The organism is Streptococcus sp. HMSC034E12 (genome assembly GCF_001835915.1).
Taxonomy (GTDB): Bacteria; Bacillota; Bacilli; order Lactobacillales; family Streptococcaceae; genus Streptococcus; species Streptococcus vaginalis.
Window position 1 is genome coordinate 1 of sequence record NZ_KV826449.1, and the last position, 23488, is coordinate 23488.

Annotated in this window: 23 protein-coding genes, 5 pseudogenes and 1 riboswitch; of the genes and pseudogenes, 7 read left to right on the top strand and 21 right to left on the bottom strand. The window is 39.9% G+C overall.

The window, feature by feature from the left end:
- The 10 genes and pseudogenes from HMPREF2574_RS10920 to HMPREF2574_RS06560 form a co-directional block, all read right to left on the bottom strand.
- Window positions 1-139, bottom strand: a pseudogene (locus HMPREF2574_RS10920) (sigma-70 family RNA polymerase sigma factor); the annotation flags it as partial.
- 216 nt (window positions 140-355) lie between these two features.
- Window positions 356-781, bottom strand: coding sequence for a transcription antitermination factor NusB (gene nusB, locus HMPREF2574_RS06520; protein WP_003037723.1), 426 nt, complete (start codon window positions 779-781; stop codon window positions 356-358).
- Complete coding sequence (locus tag HMPREF2574_RS06525; protein WP_003037725.1) at window positions 774-1163, bottom strand: Asp23/Gls24 family envelope stress response protein; 390 nt, start codon at window positions 1161-1163, stop codon at window positions 774-776. Before HMPREF2574_RS06525 ends, nusB begins: the two co-directional genes overlap by 8 nt.
- Before the next feature lie 109 nt (window positions 1164-1272).
- Complete coding sequence (gene efp / locus HMPREF2574_RS06530) at window positions 1273-1833, bottom strand: elongation factor P (protein ID WP_003026309.1); 561 nt, start codon at window positions 1831-1833, stop codon at window positions 1273-1275.
- A 58-nt stretch (window positions 1834-1891) separates the two neighbouring features.
- On the bottom strand, window positions 1892-2953 hold the full coding sequence (locus tag HMPREF2574_RS06535) for a M24 family metallopeptidase (RefSeq protein WP_024052417.1): 1062 nt from the start codon (window positions 2951-2953) through the stop codon (window positions 1892-1894).
- Between the two features lie 384 nt (window positions 2954-3337).
- Window positions 3338-3877 carry a 6-phospho-3-hexuloisomerase gene (gene hxlB / locus HMPREF2574_RS06540; RefSeq protein WP_070654278.1) on the bottom strand — a complete coding sequence of 180 codons (540 nt, stop codon included), beginning with the start codon at window positions 3875-3877 and terminating at the stop codon, window positions 3338-3340.
- Between the two features lie 17 nt (window positions 3878-3894).
- Complete coding sequence (locus HMPREF2574_RS06545) at window positions 3895-4347, bottom strand: PTS sugar transporter subunit IIA (RefSeq protein WP_070654279.1); 453 nt, start codon at window positions 4345-4347, stop codon at window positions 3895-3897.
- A 9-nt stretch (window positions 4348-4356) separates the two neighbouring features.
- On the bottom strand, window positions 4357-4647 hold the full coding sequence (locus tag HMPREF2574_RS06550; protein ID WP_024052420.1) for a PTS sugar transporter subunit IIB: 291 nt from the start codon (window positions 4645-4647) through the stop codon (window positions 4357-4359).
- A gap of 24 nt (window positions 4648-4671) precedes the next feature.
- Window positions 4672-6027 carry a PTS galactitol transporter subunit IIC gene (locus tag HMPREF2574_RS06555; protein WP_070584422.1) on the bottom strand — a complete coding sequence of 452 codons (1356 nt, stop codon included), beginning with the start codon at window positions 6025-6027 and terminating at the stop codon, window positions 4672-4674.
- A gap of 38 nt (window positions 6028-6065) precedes the next feature.
- Window positions 6066-6584 (bottom strand): RpiB/LacA/LacB family sugar-phosphate isomerase, encoded by a 519-nt coding sequence (locus HMPREF2574_RS06560; RefSeq protein WP_024052422.1) that lies wholly within the window; start codon window positions 6582-6584, stop codon window positions 6066-6068.
- A gap of 175 nt (window positions 6585-6759) precedes the next feature.
- Here HMPREF2574_RS06560 and HMPREF2574_RS06565 point away from each other — a divergent pair, with 175 nt between their 5' ends.
- Complete coding sequence (locus HMPREF2574_RS06565) at window positions 6760-7512, top strand: DeoR/GlpR family DNA-binding transcription regulator (RefSeq protein ID WP_083313001.1); 753 nt, start codon at window positions 6760-6762, stop codon at window positions 7510-7512.
- Window positions 7513-7629: 117 nt separating this feature from the next.
- Here the strand turns inward: HMPREF2574_RS06565 and uvrA are convergent, their stop codons facing one another.
- A complete protein-coding gene (gene uvrA, locus HMPREF2574_RS06570; protein ID WP_070812330.1) occupies window positions 7630-10455 on the bottom strand; it encodes an excinuclease ABC subunit UvrA in 2826 nt (941 codons plus the stop codon).
- A gap of 122 nt (window positions 10456-10577) precedes the next feature.
- Between uvrA and HMPREF2574_RS06575 the strand changes: the two genes are divergently transcribed.
- Both HMPREF2574_RS06575 and HMPREF2574_RS06580 read left to right on the top strand, forming a co-directional pair.
- Complete coding sequence (locus tag HMPREF2574_RS06575; RefSeq protein ID WP_003030529.1) at window positions 10578-11522, top strand: magnesium transporter CorA family protein; 945 nt, start codon at window positions 10578-10580, stop codon at window positions 11520-11522.
- A 15-nt stretch (window positions 11523-11537) separates the two neighbouring features.
- Window positions 11538-12215, top strand: a complete 678-nt coding sequence (locus HMPREF2574_RS06580) for a DUF1129 domain-containing protein (RefSeq protein ID WP_024052425.1) — start codon at window positions 11538-11540, stop codon at window positions 12213-12215.
- Window positions 12216-12394: 179 nt separating this feature from the next.
- On the opposite strand, the gene rpsR is transcribed toward HMPREF2574_RS06580, so the two are convergent.
- The 3 genes from rpsR to rpsF are packed head-to-tail and all read right to left on the bottom strand — an operon-like array spanning window position 12395 to window position 13464.
- Entirely contained in the window at window positions 12395-12634 is a 240-nt protein-coding gene (gene rpsR, locus HMPREF2574_RS06585) for a 30S ribosomal protein S18 (RefSeq protein ID WP_000068664.1), read from the bottom strand.
- A 36-nt stretch (window positions 12635-12670) separates the two neighbouring features.
- On the bottom strand, window positions 12671-13162 hold the full coding sequence (locus tag HMPREF2574_RS06590) for a single-stranded DNA-binding protein (RefSeq protein WP_003026323.1): 492 nt from the start codon (window positions 13160-13162) through the stop codon (window positions 12671-12673).
- Between the two features lie 11 nt (window positions 13163-13173).
- Complete coding sequence (rpsF, locus tag HMPREF2574_RS06595) at window positions 13174-13464, bottom strand: 30S ribosomal protein S6 (protein ID WP_003026325.1); 291 nt, start codon at window positions 13462-13464, stop codon at window positions 13174-13176.
- 267 nt (window positions 13465-13731) lie between these two features.
- On the opposite strand from rpsF, the pseudogene HMPREF2574_RS06600 reads away from it, so the two are divergent.
- The 3 genes and pseudogenes from HMPREF2574_RS06600 (at window position 13732) to HMPREF2574_RS06610 (ending at window position 16070) form a co-directional block, all read left to right on the top strand.
- Window positions 13732-14774 (top strand): annotated as a pseudogene (locus tag HMPREF2574_RS06600) (GtrA family protein).
- The gene (locus tag HMPREF2574_RS06605; RefSeq protein WP_024052428.1) at window positions 14771-15676 is read left to right on the top strand and encodes a phosphodiester glycosidase family protein; all 906 of its coding nucleotides are present in this window, start codon (window positions 14771-14773) and stop codon (window positions 15674-15676) included. Before HMPREF2574_RS06600 ends, HMPREF2574_RS06605 begins: the two are co-directional and overlap by 4 nt.
- Window positions 15651-16070: pseudogene (locus tag HMPREF2574_RS06610) on the top strand (hypothetical protein). The gene HMPREF2574_RS06605 and the pseudogene HMPREF2574_RS06610 overlap by 26 nt, the downstream one beginning before the upstream one ends.
- A 226-nt stretch (window positions 16071-16296) precedes the next feature.
- On the opposite strand, the gene HMPREF2574_RS06615 reads toward HMPREF2574_RS06610, so the two are convergent.
- From HMPREF2574_RS06615 to metE, 7 genes and pseudogenes are all read right to left on the bottom strand, one after another.
- Complete coding sequence (locus tag HMPREF2574_RS06615; protein WP_024052430.1) at window positions 16297-16899, bottom strand: histidine phosphatase family protein; 603 nt, start codon at window positions 16897-16899, stop codon at window positions 16297-16299.
- Window positions 16900-17493 (bottom strand): histidine phosphatase family protein, encoded by a 594-nt coding sequence (locus tag HMPREF2574_RS06620; protein WP_070812331.1) that lies wholly within the window; start codon window positions 17491-17493, stop codon window positions 16900-16902.
- A gap of 11 nt (window positions 17494-17504) precedes the next feature.
- A complete protein-coding gene (locus tag HMPREF2574_RS06625) occupies window positions 17505-18347 on the bottom strand; it encodes a Cof-type HAD-IIB family hydrolase (protein ID WP_070812332.1) in 843 nt (280 codons plus the stop codon).
- Window positions 18348-18359: 12 nt separating this feature from the next.
- A complete protein-coding gene (locus HMPREF2574_RS11130) occupies window positions 18360-18536 on the bottom strand; it encodes a family 1 glycosylhydrolase (RefSeq protein ID WP_117625225.1) in 177 nt (58 codons plus the stop codon).
- Window positions 18494-18993 (bottom strand): annotated as a pseudogene (locus tag HMPREF2574_RS06630) (family 1 glycosylhydrolase); the annotation flags it as partial. The pseudogene HMPREF2574_RS06630 and the gene HMPREF2574_RS11130, both read right to left, overlap by 43 nt.
- A 307-nt stretch (window positions 18994-19300) precedes the next feature.
- Entirely contained in the window at window positions 19301-20167 is an 867-nt protein-coding gene (gene metF / locus HMPREF2574_RS06635) for a methylenetetrahydrofolate reductase [NAD(P)H] (RefSeq protein ID WP_070812333.1), read from the bottom strand.
- Window positions 20168-20395: 228 nt separating this feature from the next.
- Window positions 20396-22492, bottom strand: a pseudogene (metE, locus tag HMPREF2574_RS06640) (5-methyltetrahydropteroyltriglutamate--homocysteine S-methyltransferase); the annotation flags it as partial.
- A 265-nt stretch (window positions 22493-22757) separates the two neighbouring features.
- A riboswitch (TPP riboswitch) is annotated at window positions 22758-22845 on the top strand.
- Between the two features lie 82 nt (window positions 22846-22927).
- Here metE and HMPREF2574_RS06645 point away from each other — a divergent pair.
- Entirely contained in the window at window positions 22928-23488 is a 561-nt protein-coding gene (locus HMPREF2574_RS06645; protein WP_024052436.1) for an ECF transporter S component, read from the top strand.

Genomic DNA, 23488 nt, shown 5'->3' on the forward strand with positions numbered 1-23488 from the left:
GATACTGGCTTACCAACTGATAGAGCACCAACATTCCCTCTTGGTCCCAATCACTTAACTCCCACAGGTGGATATAATATTCCCTCCGACATTTCAGTACGATTCCTCTCACCTTGGCATATAACTCCTTGAACTCCATTTCCTTCTCCTTCCTTTTACTTACCTTTTAAGGATAGCATGAAGGAGAACCCTTTGGTTTTCTTCTATCTATTTTTTATCTTATTGCATCTCTTCTGGGTCTCGTGAGCAGCATCCCTGTCACTTCAGAGGTTTTCTGAAGCTGTTTAGCGGATAAAATTGAAAAAGAGAGAACGAAGTTCGTCCTCTCAATCCTGTATTCATTTCTTCTTAAAATTTATTCTATAACAAATTTACTTAAAATACCATTGATAAACTTGCTCGATTTTTCATCTGAGAATTTTTTAGATAGCTCAATTGCTTCATTGATTGCGACTAGTTGAGGTGTATCAAACTCTGTCATCTCAAACAATCCCAAGCGAAGAATATTTTTTTCTATCAATGTAAGACGTTCCAAAGTCCAACCTTCTTTTAGGTACTGGCTAAGCTTGTCATCCAACTCGTTTTTAGACTGTTCAACACCCGTGACGAGGTTCAATAAAAAGGCTGGAATTTCCACATCAGAATCGTTTGTCATATCTTTATCATAGAGATATGCAAAACGACACGCTTCTACAATATCTTTTTCATATTCCAAACTCATTAATGCTTGAAATGCACGTTCACGTAGTTCTCTTCTTGCTTCCAGTTGTACATCAGTCATTGAGGAAATCCTCATCGAACAAATCTTTTAAATCTGGTTTTGGTGTTTTTTCAGGCACAATACCCGCTACATGGATGTTCACTGCGGATAATTCAACTTCTGCCATATCAGAAACAGCACTTTTAACGGCTTTTTGAATAGCAACAGCTACTGCTGGCACCCCTACACCGTATTCTAAGTATAAATAAATGTCAACAGTTACTTCGCCATCACTGGCGGTATGAAGATAGACGCCACGTCCTAAAGAACGTTTTGCAAGACTGTCAGACATGCTTTTATTTGCGAAAGAGTAAACACCGTCCACTTTAGCCGTTGCAATGGCAATAATTTTTTCTAAGACACGCGGTGCGATAACGATTTCGCCTAATTGTTCAGTTGCCATAACTTGTCCTTTCTTAAGACACAAAGACATTCAAGGAGTCTGTTCAATATTTGTCAGGCTCTCAGTCTGAATTTGATAGTAATTAAGAACTTCTAGTTCTCAACATAAATTATGCACGAGAAACGTAAGTTCCTTCTTGCGTATTGATAATCAATTTTTGTCCAACTTCGATAAAGTCCGGTACGTTGACCACAAGACCTGTTTCAAGAGTAGCTGGCTTACCAGAACCTGTCACCGTTGCTCCTTTAATAGAAGGTTGTGTATCTGTTACGACTAATTCTACAGTCGTTGGAACTGTAACACCGATAACTTCGCTTCCGTAAAATTGAATTTTCACTTCTGAATTTTCAAGAATAAATTTCAATTCTTGCTCTACATTCGCTACTGGGATTTCATATTGCTCAAATGACTCTGTATCCATGAAATAGGCTGTATCATCCATTTGATACAAATATTGTGCTGGGCGCGTTTCAATAATTGCTTGTTCAAATTTTTCTTCAGGACGGTAAGTTGTGTCAAAAGTTGAACCTGTGCGTACATCCCGTAATTTCATACGCATAACAGTATTCCCTTTACCTGGTTTATGATGGCTTGCTTCAAGGACACGAATCAATTTTCCGTCCGTTGTTTCAAACGTCATACCAGCTTTCAGCTTACTTGCTTCAATCATTATTATTACCTCTTTTAAAATAGATTTCTCTTTATTTTATCATAAACATTGACAATTCTCAAATAACAATTAACTCTTTTGGCGCGAGCGTTAGGAGTTCGCAGCCTGTGTCTGTGATGAGAATGTCATCTTCAATCCGCACACCGTATTTCCCATCCAAATAAATACCCGGCTCATCTGTTAAGACCATACCCACTTCAATCGGCTCAGAGGATTTACCAAAATAAGGAATCTCATGAATATCAAGACCAATTCCGTGTCCAATTCCATGCGTGAAATATTGTCCGTAACCTGCATCGTTAATCACTTTGCGCGGTACTTGATCAAACTCAATACGACTCATACCAGCTTTCGCCGCTTCAATCAGAGCTTGGTTGCTCCGTAACACAATATCGTAAATCTCGCGCTCCTCATCCGTCACATGACCAACATGAATGGTTCGCGTCATATCGCTAACATAGTGATTATAATAACAACCAAAATCCATTGTCAAGGTTTCACCTGTTTGAATGACCTTCTCGCTAGCTACTCCATGCGGCATAGCAGAGCGATAACCTGATGCAATAATAAAGTCAAAAGAGGCTCCCGATGCGCCCAGTTGCCGCATGCGAGCATCTAAAAAGTTCATAACTTGTAGCTCCGTTGTTTGCCCCGGCTTGATAAAATCCAAGACATCTAGAAAGGCTTGGTCAGAAATTTGACAAGCTTTTCGAATCGTGGCAATTTCTCCTTCATCTTTGATCATGCGTAGATTTTCAATGAAAGCAGTCATTGCTGTCAGCTTATAACCTGAAAAAAGCTCTTCAAGAGTTTTGAAATAATGATAAGAAATTTCGTCATCAAATCCAATAGTTTCTATTTTATCATTTGCAATGATCTTCGCAATTTCTGACAAAGCATCACGTGTTTCGACAATATCAAAACCTTTTACCACACCTTTGGCAATCAAGGTATAGCGGGAATCTGTCAAAAAAATCCGTCGCGTTTTGCTAATGAAAACTGTCGCTTCTGTTCCGCTAAAACCCGTTAGATAGTAAATATTCTTCAGATTGGTTACTAAAACAGCATCACAATCCGTTTGCGCAAGTGCTGCTTCTAATTTATTTACTCTTGATAACATAAAAATCCCTCCGTAAAATGATTAAAATTATTATATCAAAAAAAGTTGTAAATGGTATAACCTTTATAGTTACAAAATACATTTAACTGTTGAAAATGATTTTTAAAAACAATCTTTACTGATATCTTTTATGGAGATAGCAAAATATAAAGGATTGAATTCTCTATGTATCTATCTTTTTTAAGGTTTTCTAAGTAAAAATCAGAAAAGTTTGTTAAAAAAGGAGAAACTATCCAATAACTTTTAAAATGATAATCCAAAAAACTCAGAATCAGGTTAGTAAAAATACTGATTCTGAGTTTTTACGGTTTTCTTGAGTTTTTATCTAGCTTTTGGGGACTATACAAACTTAAAAGAAGTATTTTTAGCTTAGAGAAGAGATGACTATTCTAAATTTGCATGACGTTTTGCCATAGTTTCATTAGATTCATTTAAAATCTTCATTAATTTTAAAATAAGAATATCATATAAAACCAGACTAGACTGTTCAAATACTGAACCCATAGGTTGTTTTCCAACTTGCTCACTAGCTTTATTTTGAGCAGGAATCACCAAAACTAAATTTGATAATCTCCCAATTGTAGATGATAAATTTGTTGTAATAAGAGCTGAATCTAACGATAACGTGTTAGCTTTTTTTATCAATGAAACTAAACTATCTGTTTCTCCAGAACCAGAGCCAATAATCACTAAATCATTTAGCTGTGTGTGGGGGGAATTAATGTCTCCAACAATGCTTACTGATAATCCTAAATGCATTAACCGATTAGCAAATGCACGAATCATCAAACCTGACCTTCCCATACCTGCTAAAAAAATATGATGTGAATTTACAATTTTATTCGCCAAATCATCCAATTTCTCATCGTCAATCTGATTTACCGCTTTTTCAATATCAGATAGAATAATTTGAGATTCTTCCATTTTGTCTACCTCAACTTTTAAGAATCTAGTTTTGCTTTAATGTTACTAGCTACTTCTTCAACACTATTTTTTTGGCATTTCTTAATAAACACGTCATCTTGAAAAAGAGCAATCACTTTACGTAAAACTGCAATATGCTGTTTTCCTGATGACAAAGCTAGATTAAAAACTAATGTAACACCAACTTTCTGATTCTTATCTTCCATTAATCCGAAAACAACTGGCTCTGATAAACGTACAACGCTTACGCTATCTTCAGTCACAAAATCAGAATTACCGTGTGGCATTGCTACGCCTTGTCCACTTGCCAACGATAAACCTGTAGGAAAATCAACCTCACGGTCAATACATGCTTGGATATAGTCACTTTTAATATTATTTACTTTAAGAAGAGCTTCTCCCGCAAAACGAATTGCCGATTGATAATCTTTTACAGTTTCGTCTGCATCATTCACTACAACATAAACCATAATAAACTCCTATTTAGTCATTTCACCTTTAACAGCATCAAAGATTTCATCCTCACCAATACCAGTAAGTAAACCTGCTCCAACTATAACTGGAACTGTTAAACCTTCATTTTCAAGTTTTGTAGATGAAACAACTAAATCATAGCTATTGAACTTTTCAGTTGAACAATCCATGAGAGAAGCTTTATCAACTTGAACATCAGCAATTTTTTCATCTTTTAAGAAATCTTGTAAAACTGACACCATAATTGATGATGAAGCAATACCATTTCCACAAACAACAAGAATTTTTTTAGCCATAATGATTACCTCTATTTCTATTTATTAAGCATTTTCGATTTGAGCATGTTCTTTTTTCTTAAGTAGATAGCCTACTGCAACAAGAATTGCTCCAACTAAAATATAACCAATTAATCCAATATGTGATACTGCCGCAAAGAGACCTGTAAAAGGATTAGCGGATGGGTTTAAAGAAGAATACATAACACCTTCTTTAGCACCTGCACCAAATTTTTGGAAGACCTCGTTAGTTGCTGGTGTCATCCATGATGCAATATAGAGACCACCACCAAATAGAATCACTGAAGTCAACCAAGTACGAATAATATTTCCATTAAAAACAGGAACCATACACGCAATGAAGAAGACAAACTGTGATAAATCACCTAACGGCATGACTTTATTCCCAGGTAAAATTACTGCTAGAATCACCATTACAGGAATAAGAAGTAAGGCTGGAGCGATAACTGATGGATTACCAACAATAAGTGCCGTATCCATACCAACTGTAATTTCTCGGTCTGGGAATTTTTTAACCAATTTCTTACGCGCAGCATTTGAAAGCGAAACAAGTCCTTCCATCATGATTGAAGTCATCTTAGGAAGAAGAAGCATAACAGCTGCCAAATACATACCAAGTTGTAAGCTTGAGATAATTGTTGTATAAGGGTTACTCCAATCATAACCAAATAACCCTAAAAGCACACCAAGAATAAAACCTACAACTGTTGGATCACCCAATACTCCAAAACGTTTTTGAATAGACTCTGCGGTAACATTCCAATGACGCAAACCAGGGATATGATCATAAATCCAGTTAAACGGATAGGCAAATAAAAGATAAGTATTAGCAACAGGGTGTGAAATTGAAACTCCTTTTGGTAATCCAAAAAATTCATTATTACGTTTTGCACCTAAATCAGATGCAATAAGTGCCCAGACATGGAAAAGTCCTGCTGTTAAAACACCATAAAGAAAATTACCAGAATAAACAGCAACAATTGCTCCCATTGATGCATTTTGATGAAGGTTAAAAACATCAACATTAACACAGTCCGTCAGTTTCAAAACAAGAAGAAGAATATTAATACCAACACATAGTGGAATAATAATTGCTCCCATATTTGAACCAAATCCCATAACCGCAGTCGCAGCACCACCAACATCAATAGCACTTAAAGAAGAGCCTGTCTTTTCTGCTAGCCCGGTGATGGCTGGCTCCATTTTATCTAACATAAAATTAATGACAAGAGATAAAGCAATAAAACCAATCCCAACTTTCATTGCTGATTGAATCGCTTCAGAAAGCGGTCTGCGTAAAATCAGCATGAAAACCAAGAAAATTAGTGGGATAAAAATAAAATTTCCTAAATTATTAATAAAATTTGTAATAACTTCCATTTTTCTACTAGCCAGCTTATAACTAGCCTCCTCCTTTACTATTCAGGTCTAAAGCCCATGTTCCACGCGACATAATCAGGCTTTTTCAATAGACGATTATCATCAGCTTCTGCTTCCAATAAATTTTTCTTTGAATTTTCACGAGCTGTACTAAAACAAAATGGTTCATCATACCAAGCATCTACAATCTGTTTAAGATATTCAAGACCATTGACACGGCAACCAAGACCAATAACCTGTGTATTATTACTAAGTCTTGCACGTTTTGCTGAGTAAGGATTCGTTACAGCTACCGCTCTAATTCCCCAATGCTTATTGATTTGACAAGTAAATCCAATTCCAGTACCACAGATGTAAATTCCTAATCGACATTTATCACGTTGAATAGTCTCAGCCATTTCATCCGCCAGAACTGCAAAAGTATTAACACCATCTTCTGGCACTTTTACAGGATCATAAACTATCTCAGCATTTTTTTCTTCAATAAGATAGTGTTTGAGAGCTTCTTTTGTTTCAAAGCCCAAATCATCACAGGCAATTGCGATTTTTGTTTTCATTTTCCGTCTCCTTGTAATCGTTTTCTTTTTATGCCTATATTATATCATTGGTTTTGGTTGTTGTCAATGGTTTTTTGATGGTTTTTATTATTTTTTATTGGTTTTCAAGCAAAAAAACTTGTTTTTTGTTAGTTTTGATATATAATTATATTTAGAAACAAGTGAGGTGAACATAATGTTATTGGAAAAAAGACGCCAACTCATTCTTGATGAATTAAAAAATAATGGAACTGTCTATGTCAGCAAACTGTCTGAACAGTTTGAAGTTAGCTACGAAACGATTCGCAAAGACTTATCATATCTTGAAACAAAAGGATTGCTCATAAAAAGTCACGGTGGAGCTATTTTAAAACAAAATGCTATTGAATTATCTTATAATACACGCGAAAAAGAAAATACTTCTAATAAAAAAAGAATTGCCGAAAAAGCTCTTGAACTCATTCCAGAAAATGCTTCAATAATCATTGGAACAGGTAGCACAACTGTCGAATTAGCCTATTTACTAGCTCAAAAATCTGGCTATAAGATTTTTACAGATTCTTTACCTGTCACAAATGCTTTAGTTAATTCAGATAATCAACTATTCGTTTTTGGTGGAGAATTCCGCCCTAAAAGCTCATCAGTCTTTGGAGGGTGGACTATTTCACAGATAAAACAAGTTTTCGTTGATATTTGCTTCCTCGGTTCAGATGGTTTTTCAAATATTGACGGCCCTTCAAGTCCGTCTTCTTCAGATGTGTTTATTGACCGAGAAATAATAAAACAAGCCGACAAAGCTTACATCCTATCCGACTCTAGTAAATTTGAAAGAAAAAGTCTCTATAAAATCTGTGATTGGTCAGATATCACTGCTCTGATTACAGATTCAGATGCGGATGAAGCTAAGTGTCTAAATATTGGGAAACAAACAAAAGTTATTCTTTCGTAGCCTTAAAAATCTATAAAATTATTAAACCGCACCCAAAAGTTAGATTCCTTTATCCAACTTTTGGGTGCGGTTTAATTTTTCTTTATTGCTAGATAGGTCAGCAACGTGTTAAACTTTTCAGCTCAATTTTTCTTTTAGATACTGACCTGTATAGCTTTCTGGATTTCCAGCTACTTCTTCTGGTGTGCCAGTTGCGATAATAGTACCTCCACCAATACCACCTTCTGGTCCAAGGTCAATAATGTGATCGGCCGTCTTAATAACGTCCAAATTATGCTCGATGACGAGAACCGTGTTGCCATCATCTACAAAACGTGATAGCACTTGGAGAAGTTTCGCAATATCCTCCGTGTGCAGACCTGTAGTTGGTTCATCCAGAATATAGAAAGACTTACCTGTTGAGCGCTTGTGAAGTTCGCTGGCTAGTTTCATCCGCTGAGCCTCCCCACCAGACAGAGTTGTGGCAGGTTGCCCCAAGGTCACATAGCCTAACCCAACATCTTTAATCGTCTGCAACTTCCGCTCGATTTTTGGAATATGCTTAAAAAATTCCACTGCATCATTGACCGTCATATCCAAAACTTGAGCAATGTTTTTCTCCTTGTAGTGCACTTCCAAGGTTTCACTATTGTACCGTGTTCCATGGCAAACCTCACAAGGGACATAAACATCTGGTAAAAAGTGCATCTCAATCTTGATAATTCCATCCCCAGAGCAGGCCTCGCAGCGTCCCCCCTTCACATTGAAAGAGAAACGCCCCTTTTTATACCCACGAATCTTAGCTTCGTTGGTCTTAGCAAAGAGATCGCGAATATCATCAAAGACGCCAGTATACGTCGCTGAATTGGATCTTGGTGTTCGGCCAATCGGGCTCTGGTCAATATCAATCAAACGATCAATATGCTCAATTCCTGAAATATTTTTGAATTTACCCGGTTTGTCTGAATTACGATTGAGTTTTTGAGCGATTGCTTTTTTCAAAATGGAATTAACCAAGGTGGATTTACCAGAACCAGAAACCCCCGTCACGGCTATAAATTTTCCTAACGGGAAGCGGGCCGTGATGTTTTGCAAATTGTGCTCTCGCGCACCTGTTACTTCAATAAAGCGGCCGTTTCCTACGCGGCGCTCCAATGGCACTGGAATTTCACGTTTGCCCGATAAATACTGACCTGTAATTGATTTCTTGCTTTTTGCAACTTGCTCTGGAGTGCCTGCCGCAACAATTTCACCACCAAAAACACCTGCTCCAGGTCCAACATCAATCAACCAATCAGCTTCGCGCATAGTATCTTCATCATGTTCAACCACAATGAGAGTATTGCCCAAATCACGCATTTTTTTGAGACTGGCAATCAAGCGATTATTATCGCGCTGATGAAGACCGATAGAAGGCTCATCTAAGATATAAAGAACACCGCTGAGATTAGAGCCGATTTGAGTCGCCAAGCGAATCCGCTGACTCTCACCACCAGACAGCGTGCCTGCAGAACGAGATAGAGTTAGATAATCAAGTCCGACATTATTAAGAAATGTCAAGCGATCTCGGATTTCTTTGATAATTGGTGTTGCAATGGCTACTTCATTTTCAGTCAAAGTCAGATGAGAAAGTAATTCTAAATGATCTGCAATAGATAAATCAGATACTTGCCCAATATTAAGACCACCTTCACCCCCCACTTTAACAGACAAGGCTTGTGGATTCAATCGATAACCATGGCAACTTGCACAGGTCAGCTCATTCATATAGGTTCGCATCTGGGTACGAGTGAAATCACTATTGGTCTCATGGTAGCGACGTTTTATATTGGTTACCACTCCTTCAAAAGGGATGTCGATATCTCGCACGCCACCGAATTCATTTTCATAATGAAAATGAAATTCTCGTCCTTCAGAACCAAAGAAGATTAGTTGTTGTTCATCTTCGGTCAGTTCCTCAAATGGCTTATCCATATCGATACCAAATTCCGTCATTGCCTGTTCTAGCATTTGAGGATAATAATTTGAAGAAATAGGATTCCATGGAGCTAAGGCGCCTTCCCGCAAGGTCTTACTACTGTCAGGAACCACCATATCCAAGTCCACTTCCAGCTTCACACCCAGACCGTCACAATCAGGACAAGAGCCAAATGGTGCATTAAAAGAAAAGAGACGAGGTTCCAACTCAGGTACCGTAAAGCCGCAGACTGGACAAGCATAATGCTCGGAAAAGAGTAATTCCTTGTCATCCCTCGTGTCAATCACCACATAACCGTCTGCAATTCTTAAGGCTGCTTCAATCGAATCAAATAACCGACTGCGTACACCGTCCTTAATGACAATCCGGTCTACCACTACTTCGATATCGTGCTTTTTTGTTTTAGAAAGCTCTGGAACTTCTGTGACATCATAAATATCTCCGTCCACGCGCACACGCACGTATCCGTCTTTTTGAATTTTCTCAAAAATTGTCTTGTGTTGCCCTTTTTTCTTGCGAACAATAGGCGCTAGGATTTGCAACCGCCGACGCTCTGGCAATTCCAAAACCTGATTGACAATCTGCTCCACAGAAGAAGCGGTAATAGCTCCATGCCCATTGATACAGTAAGGAGTTCCCACACGTGCATAAAGCAAACGAAGGTAATCATTGATTTCCGTAGCTGTTCCAACCGTTGACCGCGGATTCTTGCTGGTCGTTTTTTGATCAATAGAAATGGCTGGACTAAGTCCGTCAATTGAATCCACGTCTGGTTTTTCCATATTGCCCAAAAATTGGCGAGCATAAGCAGACAAACTTTCTACATAGCGACGTTGCCCCTCTGCATAGAGAGTGTCAAAAGCTAAGCTAGATTTGCCTGAACCAGACAAACCAGTCACGACAACCAGCTTGTCTCGCGGAATTGTGACATCAATATTTTTTAAATTATGAGCTCGCGCTCCATGAATGATAATTTTATCCTGCATCCTTACCACACTTTATTTTAAACTTCTTTTTATTATAACAAAATTTTCTGCAATCTTTTACCCAAAAACTCGGAATTTTGTAGTATAATAATACGGTGTGCAAATAACTGAAGGAGGAAAATATGAAACAAGTCTTTCTATCGACAACAACTGAATTTAAAGAAATTGATACACTTGAGTCGGGGACTTGGATCAATTTGGTCAACCCTTCTCAAAGCGAGTCTACTGAAATTGCCAACGCTTTTGATATTGACATTACGGACTTGAGGGCGCCGCTCGATGCAGAAGAAATGTCTCGTGTCACTATTGAAGATGAGTATACTTTGATTATCGTGGATGTTCCAATTACAGAAGAACGAAATAATCAGACTTATTATGTGACTATTCCTCTAGGGATTATTATTACCGAAGAGGCGATTATTACCACCTGTTTGGAAAAACTCCCTTTATTGGATATTTTTATCAATCGACGGCTGCGTAATTTCTATACTTTCATGCGTTCGCGCTTTATTTTCCAAATTCTTTACCGCAATGCCGAGCTTTATCTGACAGCGTTGCGCTCCATTGACCGCAAGAGTGAGCAGATTGAAAGTCAACTGCACAAGTCCACTCGCAATGAAGAATTGATTGAACTCATGGAGCTTGAAAAAACGATTGTTTATTTCAAGGCTTCCTTGAAAACCAATGAGCGCGTGATTAAAAAGCTGACCAGTGCCACCAGCAATATTAAGAAATATTTGGAAGATGAAGATTTGTTGGAAGATACACTCATCGAGACCCAGCAGGCGATTGAGATGGCAGATATTTATGGAAATATCTTGCACAGTATGACAGATACGTTTGCTTCTATCATTTCAAATAATCAAAATAACATCATGAAAGCTCTAGCTTTAGTGACGATTGTCATGTCCATTCCAACTATGATTTTCTCAGCCTATGGAATGAACTTCAAAAACAATGACTTACCACTCAATGGGGAGCCACATGCTTTTTGGATTATTATTTTCATCGCCTTTGCGATCAGTGTTTCACTGACAGTTTACCTCATTCACAAAAAATTATTTTAATTAAAAGGAGATCTTATGACACAAGTTTCTTTGGATAAACTCAGCAAAAAAAATCAAGAATTTGTCCATATCGCAACCCACCAACTCATCAAAGATGGAAAGACAGACGAAGAAATCAAAGCCCTGCTAGAGGAAATCATCCCAACGATTCTTAAAAATCAAGCAAAAGGAATTACCGCTCGCGGACTTTATGGAGCACCTACTGTTTGGGCAGCGAATTTTTCAGAAGCAAAACAAAAAGAAGCTCAAACTATCAAAGAAAATACCAATCCGTATCTCATGATTATGGATGCTTTCTTATTTGTCTTTAGTTTATTTGCTATCTTAAATAGTAGTGTTAACTTATTCTCCAAAAATCCTAGCAATTATGGTATTGTGACGATTGTACTTGGTAGCGCAGTAGGGGCACTCGTATTTTATGGTATGTATTACTTTATTTACCGTTTTTATTATGCCGACCAGGACCAAAGTCAGAAACCACCATTTTTCAAATCGCTTCTTATCATTTCAGCTGCTACGATTTTGTGGGCTGTTGTTCTTTACGGCACAACCTTCCTGTTGCCAGCAGTTTTAAATCCAAAACTGCCGAACTTATTTATCCTTGTGTTTGGTGGAGGAACTTTGGCACTTCGTTTCTATCTCAAAAAGAAATTCAATATCCGCAGTGCTTTAACCGCACCAAGACAACTTTAGTCATATTTTTATTTGAACATCCGCTTGTTTCAACAGGTGGATGTTTTAATAAGATCTAATAAGTATTTTTGACAACCGTTTCAAACAATTTTGAGCATAAGAAAAGCAATCTATTTAGTTGCTGATTGAGTTTTAAAAAATGAGCATGATTTTATGAAATTCATGCTCATTTTTATATTTTAGTCTTCGTTTACGAAAGGCATTAAAGCCATTACGCGAGCGCGTTTTATTGCTGTTGTTACTTTACGTTGGTTTTTAGCTGAAGTTCCTGTTACACGACGAGGAAGGATTTTCCCACGTTCTGAAACGAAACGGCTAAGAAGCTCAGTATCTTTGTAATCAACATATTCAATCTTGTTTGCTGCGATGTAATCAACTTTTTTACGGCGTTTAAATCCGCCACGACGTTGTTGAGCCATGTTCTTTCTCCTTTATATCATTATTCTGTTTGTCCATTAAAATGGTAGATCGTCATCTGAGATGTCCATTGGATTGGTATTACCAAATGGATTTTCATCACGAGAAAAGTTGGGTACTTGATTGGCAGAAGTTGAGTTCCCAAAGTTGGATGATGAATTTCCGAAATTATTAGAAGTGTAGCCACCAGAAGATTGACCCTCACGGCTGGCACGACTTTCTAGCAGTTGGAAATTGTCAGCTACCACTTCTGTCACATAGACACGTTGACCTTGCTGGTTTTCGTAGTTACGTGTCTGAATCCGACCAGTAATTCCGATGAGAGCTCCTTTTTTAGCCCAATTTGCAAGATTTTCTGCCTGCTGGCGCCAAATTACAACGTTAATGAAATCTGCTTCTCTCTCGCCACTTTGATTTTTAAAGTTGCGATTGACAGCAAGAGTAAAAGTTGCGACCGCTTGATTTTGCGGAGTATAGCGAAGTTCGGCATCTCGGGTCATCCGACCCACAAGTACAACGTTATTTATCATAGCAACCCTTCTTATGCGTCAAGTTTGACGATCATGTGACGAAGAATGTCAGCGTTGATTTTTGAAAGACGGTCAAATTCATTCAAAGCGACTGCGTCTTCAGCTTCAACGTTTACGATGTGGTAAAGTCCTTCACGGAAATCTTGGATTTCGTATGCAAGACGACGTTTTTCCCAGTCTTTTGATTCAACAACAGTTGCACCGTTGTCAGTCAAGATAGAGTCAAAGCGTGCTACCAAAGCGTTTTTTGCTTCTTCTTCAATGTTTGGACGAATAATATAAAGAATTTCGTATTTAGCCATTGATTTTTCCTCCTTTTGGTCTAATGACCCCCAGCCATTGCAAGGGGTAAGTGAGGTTTTCTCACGAATAACTATTATACTAAACTTTTTGGAAAATAGCAAGAAAAATTCGATTTTTGTTTTTGTAAAAAGCACAGTTTTTCCCTATACTCCATTACCCATTCCATTCCAAAACCTTAAAAAAAGCTGATATCAGTTAGTTTTAAGCTATGCTCTATATACTGTTGTGTAAATTTTCTATCACTTTTCTAAGAAAGGAGTAAACACATGAACTATTTAGTCATTCCCGCATACAGACCCGACCTTCATCTTATTCATTTGTTGCAAAAGGTGAAGGAAAAGAGTTCGCTGCAAATCATCGTGGTAAATGACGGCAGTCCAGCTAACGATGATTCCATTTTTCGAGAAACACAGAAATATGCTACTATTCTATGCCATACAACAAATCAAGGGAAAGGGCAAGCGCTGAAAACAGTTTTTTCTTATATTGATTCCTTAGGGTAATATGGGACAGTGGTCACAGCTGATGCAGATGGTCAACACAACGTATGGGATATTTTCCGAGTGAGCAAAAAGGCTCAAGAAAACCCCAATCACTTGATTATAGGAGCGCGTTCTTTTTCTGGCAACGTTCCTTTGCGTTCGGCTTTTGGAAATAAATTAACACGATTTCTGTTTAAGCAACAGACTGGTGTTTCCGTGACAGATACCCAAACAGGACTTCGCGGATTTACAACCAACATGATCCCATTTATGTTGAAGGTTGAAGGGCAGCGTTATGAATATGAAATGAATATGCTACTAGCTGCTTCCAAAGAATACCCTATCATTGAAGTTCCAATTGAGACAGTTTATATTAATGATAATCAAGCTTCTCACTTTAGACCGGTACGAGACGGGCTCATGATTTATAAAGATATGTTTAAGTTCGCTCCCTCTTCAATTAGTAGTTTTTTGATTGACTATATCGTCTATGCTCTCGCCCTCTTGGTACTTGCTGCGGTACCAACTAGTCTCAAAATTTTACTGGCAAACGGAGTGGCTCGTGTCACTAGCTCGATTTTTAATTACTCCACAAACAAAAGATTGGTCTTTAAAAATAAAGACAGTGTTGTTAAAACGGGTACTGGTTATTTCGGGCTAGCTTTGGGCTTATTTATCCTCGATACTCTTCTAATCAGACTATTTTACGCCGTTTTCGGTCTCAATTTGCTGATTATTAAAATCCTCGTCGGAGCGCTGCTCTTTTGCCTATCTTGGCTCGTTCAAAAAAAATTATTTTCAAAGAAAGGACTCACACCTTATCATGAAATTTTTAAAAAAATCCTATGCTTATGCTAGTCTCTTTGGTATTTTGCTGACAGGGTCGTTTACCTACTCAATGTTAAAAACCTTTGTCCTGTCAGAGGCTATTACAACGGTCAAAAGTTCTTCTAACTCAACGAGCACAACAACTGCTAAAACCGCAACAAATGCAACAACGACTGATACAAGCTATAAGGATAATAACATTTCTATTAACCTAACTACAAAAAACGTCAGCAACACAAAAGTGTACATTGCAGATATTACGGTCAGCTCATCTGAATATCTAAAAACCGCTCTAGCACAAAATACATATGGAAATAATGTGACAGCTAAGACTTCTGTCACAGCTGCCAATAACAATGCCATTCTTGCTATCAACGGAGACTACTACGGAGCCAACACGACTGGCTATGTCATACGTAACGGTGTCGTCCATCGAAATACCGTTCGTGAAGATGCTAGCAATGGTGATTTAGCAATCTATAAAGATGGGAGTTTCGGACTTGTTTACGAACATGATGTTTCTGCTGAAGACTTGGTTAAAAATGGTGTTGTAAACCTTCTTGCCTTTGGTCCGACTTTGGTTGAAAATGGTAAGATTGCTGTTTCAAGCAATTCGGAAGTGGGGCAATCCATGTCTTCTAATCCACGTACAGCTATTGGGATTATTGATAAAAACCACTATATTATCGTCGTATCAGACGGTCGAACTTCAGAAAGTGCGGGACTTTCTCTTTACGAACTCGCAGAAGTTATGAAGTCTTACGGTGTGAAAACAGCCTACAATCTGGATGGTGGTGGTTCGTCTACTCTTTACTTCAATGGAAAAGTCGTCAATAAACCAACGACGAACGGAACGATTTCAGAAAGGGCGGTGAGTGACATTGTCTACATCGGTTACTAAAGCAAGCAAGAAACGGCTCAAAAAGACAGCCGTTGTCTATGCCTTAATCACAGTATTTTTCTTCATTTTCAGCCGTATTTACGAGCACTTCAGCTTTGGTGAGACTTCGGTCTATATGCATTATCTCTTTGGAGTGCCACTAATTGGAGGGATGGTGCTTCTGATTTTTCAAAAAATGATTCCTAATCTTTCACGGCTCAGTCTCAATCTTTGGAATTCTGCGGTTGCAACCATTGCTACGGGTGTGCTCTTTCGTGGTATTGTCAACCTGTCTGGACGCTCCACCACAATGGATCTCCCCTACTAGTACATGGGAATTGGACTTGCTGGATTAGCCCTGCTCTCCATGATCTTCACCAGAAGCGTGTGGATGACAGAAGAACAGTTTTTATAATCTTGCAAATCTCGAAAAATTCTTCGAGATTTTTCATAAAATACTTGAGCCCAGGATAGTTTACTAATGCAATCACCTGCAGAAAAAGGAAATTTGAGAAAATTACATATAAAAAGATATAAAATGATGGTTTTGGTCATCATTTTCTTTCTTTTATTCAACTATTAAACAGCCACTCTATACTATTTTCTCTATAAGAAATCAAGCGAGAACAAGTAAGTCGCCGTTACAAGTCATAGACCGTTTTAGCCAATGGGTCAATAACTTGTCGAAGCAGAAACTGGTCGTTTTCATATTGGTAATGACAAATGGCACAGTTACTGAAATAAATATTAGGATCAGGCAAATAACCTACTTTTAGATAAAAAGCCCACATAGCGCCACCGTGGCTGACGACCAATATTGGATTTTCAACAGTAGGCGTTTTTTTCATGATTTCTGTCAGAGTGGTCAGCATGCGTTCTCCTACTTGAATCACATCTTCACCCCCATAAGGCACGTATAAATCTTCAAAAGACACCGCACCGGCTCGAAACTTTGGCTGCAATCTTTCTGGCTGAGCTTCAAAAAGTCCAAAATTCCACTCTTTCACCCCCTTGAGACGGGTGTAATCTGTTCGACCCGTCACAATTTCCAAGGTATCAGAAGCCCTCTCTTGAGTGGAAGAGTAGATACCGCCAAATTCAATGCCATTTTTCTCGAAAAAATCTCGCGCTTGCTCGGCTTGCTCTATACCTAAATCAGTCAGCGGTGAATCACACACTCCTTGCACCAAGCCTTCTTGGTTGAAAAAAGTCTGACCATGCCGCATCAAATATAAATCTTTCATTTATTTTTCCTCCCAGTTGCTAAAATCGTGATTGATGACTTCTTCCAGATAGAATTGATCATCTTCGAAAGAAAACTTCAAAATACCACAATTGGTCATGTGACCTAGACTTTCCAGACGCCAATTTTTCTTCCAAGCTCTGGCAAAATTGGCCATAGCTGCGCCATGAGAGACCATGAGCACGGACTGACCATCTGTCTCTTGCATGAGCTGAAGAATGGTCGCTGCCATACGCGCCTGCACCTGTTCCTGCGATTCACCCCCATAGGTCACAAAAAAATCTTTATAGGGCAGGGGCGGATTAAGATCATCGCTTTCCCCTTCAAAGGTCCCGAAGTTCCACTCCTTGAGACCTTTCACTCGTTGATAAGGAAGGCTGCAATTTGTGACAATTTCTAAAGTGTCACAGGCTCGTTCAGATGTTGAACTGTAGGCTGCATCAAACGTAATCCCGGCATTTTTGAAATAGTACCCAGCCACCTGAGCTTGATACATTCCTAAGTCCGTTAAAGGGGCATCACACCAACCTTGAATCCTATGCCGTTTATTGAATAAAGTTTGCCCGTGTCGCATCAAATAAAGTGTTTTTGTCATAAACCGTTCCTCTAAAGAAGTCCTAATTTTTCAAAAGCATTGTAGAGACCGTCCTCAGCCACGTCATCTGTCACCATATCCGCCATGGCTAATATTTCTGGACCACCATTTCCCATAGAAACCCCAACTTGACAATATTCCAACATCGGAATGTCAATTTTGGCATCTCCAAAAGCAATCGTATCTTCTTTTTTCTCCCCTAAATGTTCTAACAGCACATCAATCGCATGAGCTTTCGTAATATCCTTAACTCCTAAGTCGCCAAAGAGAGATTCCTCTCCACGACCACCCCATGTACCAGCCTTGAGCTCTGGAAAAGCTTCCTTAGAGTCCAAGTGATCCTGATAAGAAGTGAGAATAAAGCTGATTTTATTTAGATCATCTCGGTAAAGCTTGCCACCAAAGACCATGCCATGCATCACATCCTCAACCTCTTGATGTTCAACTTCCGCATCTGTTTTTCCTTTTTTCTTGGCATAAAGTTTCATGACCGGACGCGCTGCGTCACGAAAATACTCACTAGCAAAGAGACCGTTGTTACTTTCTAAATAAAATTCCAATCCTCTCTCATGCAACCAGTCTACAACTCTCTTTTCCACTTCTAAAGGAATCAGCTGATGCATGATAACCTGACCTTCATGCTCCACACAAGAACCATTCCCGCCAATCATACCGTCTAGACCGATAGCCCAGATTTCCTCTGGTATTTCCGCCTTACTACGCCCTGTACAAACATAGACTAAATGCCCATTTCCCCGCGCCTGACGAATAGCCTGGATAGCGGATTCTGGAATGCGATTGTCATAATCCACCAAAGTTCCGTCTACATCTAAAAAGATAATTTTTCTGCTCATCTGTTGACCTCTCTATTCTTCTAAGGCCGCTGCCCCGTTGGTTTCAATCACTTTCTGATACCAGAAGAAAGAATCCTTACGGGAGCGGTCATAGCTTCCATTTTCCTCATCGTCTGCATCTACATAGATAAATCCATAACGCTCAAAAAACCAATAACTCGGCGATTCTTCCAGCCACCGTACTCTAATGCCAAATGAATCGGTGTCTCATAGTGTGACAACGTCACTAAAGGCTCAATGCCATATTTCAAGAGTTCGTCAAAGACCGCATCGTAAAAAGCCAGCCCTTCTTCATTAGGATCTACATCGTCTCCATTAGGGAAAATTCGACTCCAAGCGACAGAGAGGCGGAAAGTTTTAAAGCCCATTTCTGCAAAAAGAGCAATATCTTCCTTGTAACGATGATAAAAGTTAGAGCCCCAGCGCTTAGGATAGAGTCCTTCCTTATCATTAAGAGCAGCTTCTACTTTTTCTCTGGTCATGGGTGCGGCAAAACCTTCCATATTTTGACGCTCCTCAGGGCGTACAGCTTTGGCTGTATCAGACGTAGCCGGACCACGCCACCTAAATCCCAGCCACCTTCATACTGATTGGCTGCAGTCGCGCCACCTCACAAAAAGCCATTCGGAAACTGTTTTTCTGTCATTTCATTCACCTCGTTCTTTCGTTACTTCTATTATACTCTTTTTTGTGACCCCTTTCTTGTAAAATAGTCATAAATACTGATACTATTCTTTCCTAGAAGAATGAGCATTTTACACAATCATGAAAAAAGCTGGGACAAAAGTCTCCAGCTTCAAAGTACACAAGGTAGTGGCTGATTGCTTAAAACACTGCTTTGAACTTACAGATAGAGCGTACGAAGCAAGACTCAATGTTGTTCGCTTTTTAAACTCGGAAGACTACCTTTGACGAAAACTTTGTTTTCTTAGTCTCCCAGACTGTCTCACGCCCTAGCTTGACACTTTATTATTAAAGAATGTATGTGTCGCCTGATAAATTTGATGAGCAGTACTGGAATTGTTCATTGTATATAGATGAACACCTGCCACATCTTGAGTGACTAAGTCAACAATTTGGTCAATCGCATAGGCTAATCCTGCTGCTCTGAGTGACTCTGGATCGTGTTCATATTTATCTAGAATAGAGCAAAATTTTCGTGGTAAATAAATGTTTTCACAGGTTTTGAGCAAACGAAGAACCTGATTACGGTTTAAAATCGGTATAATCCCCGCATGAATCGGAACTTCAATCCCAGCCAGAGTACATCTTTCTTGAAAATCATAAAAACGCTCATTATCAAAGAAGAGTTGAGTGACCAAACTCGAACAGCCTGCATCTACTTTCTTTTTGAGATTCTTGATATTTGAAACTCGGTCTGGTGAATCAGGATGACCTTCTGGATAGCAGGCCCCGATAATCTCAAAGTGAGGAGCTTCTTTCTTAATATACTCAATCAAATCTGTTGCGTAGACGAAGTCCTTTTGGGGTTCCACATCTCGAAGGATATCCCCTCTGAGCGCCAATACTTTATGAACACCTATCTTATCAAGTACTGTCAGAGTTTCTGTAACCATTTCCTTAGTCAGATAAACCGCAGGCAGGTGAGCAATGGTCGGGATGTGCAGACCATTGCAGATGAAGTCCGCCAGACGCACCGTCGTTTCTTCGATATTGAACTTATTATTACTAGCTGTGACACTGATGAAATGAGGCGCCAGGTCCTGCATTTCCTTCAGGGCCACCATAATATTTTCATTGCCTACTGCTGGATTTGGAGGAAATACTTCAAAAGAGAGAGACGGGCTTTGGATAGACATGTTTTACAATTCCTTTCGATATTTACGAGAGTATGTGACAATCCCGCAAGTTATACTCTTCGAAAATCTCTTCAAACTTTGTCAACCTTCAACAATCTAGGAGATTGTTGAAGGTTGTGGATAAAAGTCGCAAAGCGACTGTCAAAGAAATTTGATTTTCATTGAGTATCAGAACCTTTGCAAGATTGTCAGTCTCTATTTTTTATTTCAAACCTTGGCTGCCTCTACCAGGCGGACCAGGATGGCCTCGATGGTGTGGTCGATTTCCCCTTCATTCGGTACACGAGGAGAGTGGATATCGTAAACTCCAAGTCCCACTTCTGTCTGGAAGTTTTTGGCCTTGAGCTCATCCAGAATTTCCAGATTTGAGCGGCTAGCCTCAAAGGAGATGACATCCGCATCCATGTTATCAATGGCTGGGATGATATCGGTAAACTCTGAGTAGCACATGTGGGTATGGATCTGCGTATCCGGTGCAACGGTAGAGTGGACCAGACGGAAGGCCGGAATGGTCCAATCCAGATAATCCTCATACCAGTCGCTGCGGCGGAGCGGCAGCTTTTCACGCAGGGCGGCTTCATCGATTTGGATAATCTTAACGCCGGTAGCTTCCAGGTCCAGAACTTCGTCCTTGATGGGAATATCTTCCCGTGGGAAGGACCAGTTGAGGATGGTTACAGGTCCCGTCAGCATTCCCTTAACCGGCTTGTCAGTCCGACTTTGAGCATAGCTGGACCATTTAACAGTAATCGGGTTGAGGCGGGTTACATCTCCCCAGATAATCGGCGGTTTTACCCCACGCATACCGTAGGACTGCACCCAGCCGTTCTTGGAGAAGAGATAGCCGGACAGGTTTTGACCGAAGTATTCTACCATGTCATTACGCTCAAATTCCCCGTGAACCAGAACATCAAAACCAACTTCTTCCTGCCACTTGATCCATTCGTCGATCTGCTCAGCTAGGAACTTGTCATAGTCTTTCTGGGACAGTTCTCCCTTACGAAAGGCTAGGCGCTTGGTCCGAACTTCCTTGGTCTGAGGGAAGGAACCGATGGTTGTCGTCGGCAGAACCGACAGTTTGAAGGCTTCTTCCTGGATGGCCTTGCGTTCTGCGAAGGCCGGCAGGCGGGTGTAGTCGGCATCGGTCAGACCGGCCAGGCGGGCCGCCAATTCAGCATTTCTACCGACACGCTCTGTCCCAAAGAGTTCCTTGTCGGCAGCCAGAGCTTCTGCTCCGCCGCCATTGCGGATGGCATCCAGATCCCGGATCTCATCCAGCTTTTCCACCGCAAAGGCAAAGTGCTTGAGGATGGCTTCTTCAAAGTCTTCATTGGCTGTGGTGAAAGGCACATGCAGCAGGGAGCAGGAGCTGGTCAGCACAAGCTTTTCAGCCGGAATCTGCTCCAGGACAGCTAGGCTCTTTTCATAATTATTGCGCCAGATATTCTTACCGTTGACAATCCCGGCATAGAGGGTCTTGTCGCCCGGGAAGCTGGACTTGACCAACTCCAGAGTTTTCTTGCCTTCAACGAAGTCCAGACCGATGGCATCAACCGGCAGTTCGATCAAATCGGAGTAGATATCCCGAACATCGCCGAAGTAGGTTTGGATTAGGACTTCCAGTCCTTTCTTGTCCGCCAGGATTTTCCTGTAGAGATCAAGGAAGAAGACCTTCTCTTCGGCAGACAGGTCCTTGACCAGAGCAGGCTCATCCAGCTGGATACGGCCGGCACCAAGGTCGGCCAATTTGGCAAAGACTTCCTGATAGGTCTTGACCAGGGCATCCACAAACTGGGCAGGTTCTACCCCTTCTTCAAAGTCGGACAGCTGCAGGAGTGTGAAGGGACCTACCAGGACCGGACGGGTATCCAGACCTAGCTCCTTGGCTTCCGCAAATTCATCAAAGATCTTGCTGTCGGACAATTTAACCTGAGTATCCTTTTCAAACTTAGGCACAATGTAGTGGTAGTTGGTGTTGAACCATTTTTTCATCGGCAGGGCTCGAACATCCCCTTTTTCCCCTTGGTAACCGCGGGCCAGAGCAAAATAACGCTCCAGTTCAGACAGGTCCAGGCCCTGAACAGAGGACGGCACTACGTTAAAGAGGAAGGCGACATCCAAAACATTATCATAGTGAGAAAAGTCGTTGGACGGTACTTCTGTAATCCCGTGCTCTTTGACGATATTCCAGTGCTTGGCGCGCAGGTCCTTGGCAGCAGTCAGGAGCTCTTGAGTTGAAATTTCATTCCTAAAGTATTTTTTAGCAGTGAATTTTAATTCTCGGAATTCTCTCAAACGCGGGAAGCCGATAATCGTAGTTGACATAGTCATCCTCCAAAATTTTTTGTCGACACTATCTTAACAGAAAATCTAAGCTCTGTATAATTGGAATTTCTAGGAATCTCATTATAGTTTTTAACTATAATGAGATTCCAAATATATATTAAACATTGATTTCATCGCGTGTCGTTTAACATTTTATGATTTGATATAGTTTAAGGCTATGACAGCCGCATACATCAAAATTTTTGAAAATCCTTTTCTTGCTATTTTTGAAAATAGATGTTAGAATAGCAACATAATAAAAAGCAAAGAACATTTGGGGTGCTAAGGCTGAGATTATACCCATGGAACCTGATGCAGTTAATGCTGCCGCAGGGAAATGTATAAGAAAGACCAAACCGTTCTAATCATTTATGTGATTAGATTTTATTTTGTCGTGCTAAAACTCCTCATCTGCTTTGTTAGAAGGAGTTTTTTATGTTTGAAAAATGGAGTTTACGAGATGTTATCCTCTTAGCTCTTTTAGCTATTCTTTTCGGTGGGATTTTTGTCGGTTCAGGTTTTCTTTACAATATTTTGACAGCTATTTTAGCGCCAGCAGGTTTGGAGCCTTTCGCCAATGAAGTCTTGTTCGGACTTTGGTGCATGGCAGCTCCTATGTCAGCTATACTCATTCGCAAAACTGGTAGCGCCACGATTGGAGAAGTGCTTGCAGCCCTCGCAGAGGTACTATATGGTAGCCAATTTGGCATGAGCACCTTGATTTCTGGCTTCATACAAGGATTTGGTAGCGAGCTTGGGTTTGCTGCGACCAGATACAAACGCTATGATTGGTTGTCACTTACTTACAGCGCAATTGGTACGACCCTTTTGAGCTTTGCCTATGAATATTTCAAAATTGGTTACTATGCTTTCAAACCTGAGTTTGTTTTAGCATTGTTTGTTGTTCGTTTTCTTTCGGTATTCTTCTTCTGTGCTGTTCTGGTTAAAATCATTATGAATCTTTACGACAAGATTAACCAAGCTGCTGGTAAATAA

Excerpts from the sequence above, each read along its gene's own strand:
- HMPREF2574_RS06620 (WP_070812331.1), bottom strand. The coding sequence starts at position 17,493 with ATGACAAAAACACTTTATTTGATGCGACACGGGCAAACTTTATTCAAT.
- hxlB (WP_070654278.1), bottom strand. The coding sequence starts at position 3,877 with ATGGAAGAATCTCAAATTATTCTATCTGATATTGAAAAAGCGGTAAAT.
- HMPREF2574_RS06545 (WP_070654279.1), bottom strand. The coding sequence starts at position 4,347 with ATGGTTTATGTTGTAGTGAATGATGCAGACGAAACTGTAAAAGATTAT.
- HMPREF2574_RS06580 (WP_024052425.1), top strand. The coding sequence starts at position 11,538 with ATGACACAAGTTTCTTTGGATAAACTCAGCAAAAAAAATCAAGAATTT.
- HMPREF2574_RS06525 (WP_003037725.1), bottom strand. The coding sequence starts at position 1,163 with ATGGCAACTGAACAATTAGGCGAAATCGTTATCGCACCGCGTGTCTTA.
- HMPREF2574_RS06555 (WP_070584422.1), bottom strand. The coding sequence starts at position 6,027 with ATGGAAGTTATTACAAATTTTATTAATAATTTAGGAAATTTTATTTTT.
- HMPREF2574_RS06560 (WP_024052422.1), bottom strand. The coding sequence starts at position 6,584 with ATGAAAACAAAAATCGCAATTGCCTGTGATGATTTGGGCTTTGAAACA.
- uvrA (WP_070812330.1), bottom strand. The coding sequence starts at position 10,455 with ATGCAGGATAAAATTATCATTCATGGAGCGCGAGCTCATAATTTAAAA.
- HMPREF2574_RS06625 (WP_070812332.1), bottom strand. The coding sequence starts at position 18,347 with ATGAGCAGAAAAATTATCTTTTTAGATGTAGACGGAACTTTGGTGGAT.
- rpsF (WP_003026325.1), bottom strand. The coding sequence starts at position 13,464 with ATGGCTAAATACGAAATTCTTTATATTATTCGTCCAAACATTGAAGAA.
- HMPREF2574_RS06615 (WP_024052430.1), bottom strand. The coding sequence starts at position 16,899 with ATGAAAGATTTATATTTGATGCGGCATGGTCAGACTTTTTTCAACCAA.
- HMPREF2574_RS06535 (WP_024052417.1), bottom strand. The coding sequence starts at position 2,953 with ATGTTATCAAGAGTAAATAAATTAGAAGCAGCACTTGCGCAAACGGAT.
- efp (WP_003026309.1), bottom strand. The coding sequence starts at position 1,833 with ATGATTGAAGCAAGTAAGCTGAAAGCTGGTATGACGTTTGAAACAACG.
- HMPREF2574_RS06565 (WP_083313001.1), top strand. The coding sequence starts at position 6,760 with ATGTTATTGGAAAAAAGACGCCAACTCATTCTTGATGAATTAAAAAAT.
- HMPREF2574_RS06645 (WP_024052436.1), top strand. The coding sequence starts at position 22,928 with ATGTTTGAAAAATGGAGTTTACGAGATGTTATCCTCTTAGCTCTTTTA.
- HMPREF2574_RS06575 (WP_003030529.1), top strand. The coding sequence starts at position 10,578 with ATGAAACAAGTCTTTCTATCGACAACAACTGAATTTAAAGAAATTGAT.
- HMPREF2574_RS06605 (WP_024052428.1), top strand. The coding sequence starts at position 14,771 with ATGAAATTTTTAAAAAAATCCTATGCTTATGCTAGTCTCTTTGGTATT.
- nusB (WP_003037723.1), bottom strand. The coding sequence starts at position 781 with ATGACTGATGTACAACTGGAAGCAAGAAGAGAACTACGTGAACGTGCA.
- rpsR (WP_000068664.1), bottom strand. The coding sequence starts at position 12,634 with ATGGCTCAACAACGTCGTGGCGGATTTAAACGCCGTAAAAAAGTTGAT.
- HMPREF2574_RS06550 (WP_024052420.1), bottom strand. The coding sequence starts at position 4,647 with ATGGCTAAAAAAATTCTTGTTGTTTGTGGAAATGGTATTGCTTCATCA.
- metF (WP_070812333.1), bottom strand. The coding sequence starts at position 20,167 with ATGTCTATCCAAAGCCCGTCTCTCTCTTTTGAAGTATTTCCTCCAAAT.
- HMPREF2574_RS06590 (WP_003026323.1), bottom strand. The coding sequence starts at position 13,162 with ATGATAAATAACGTTGTACTTGTGGGTCGGATGACCCGAGATGCCGAA.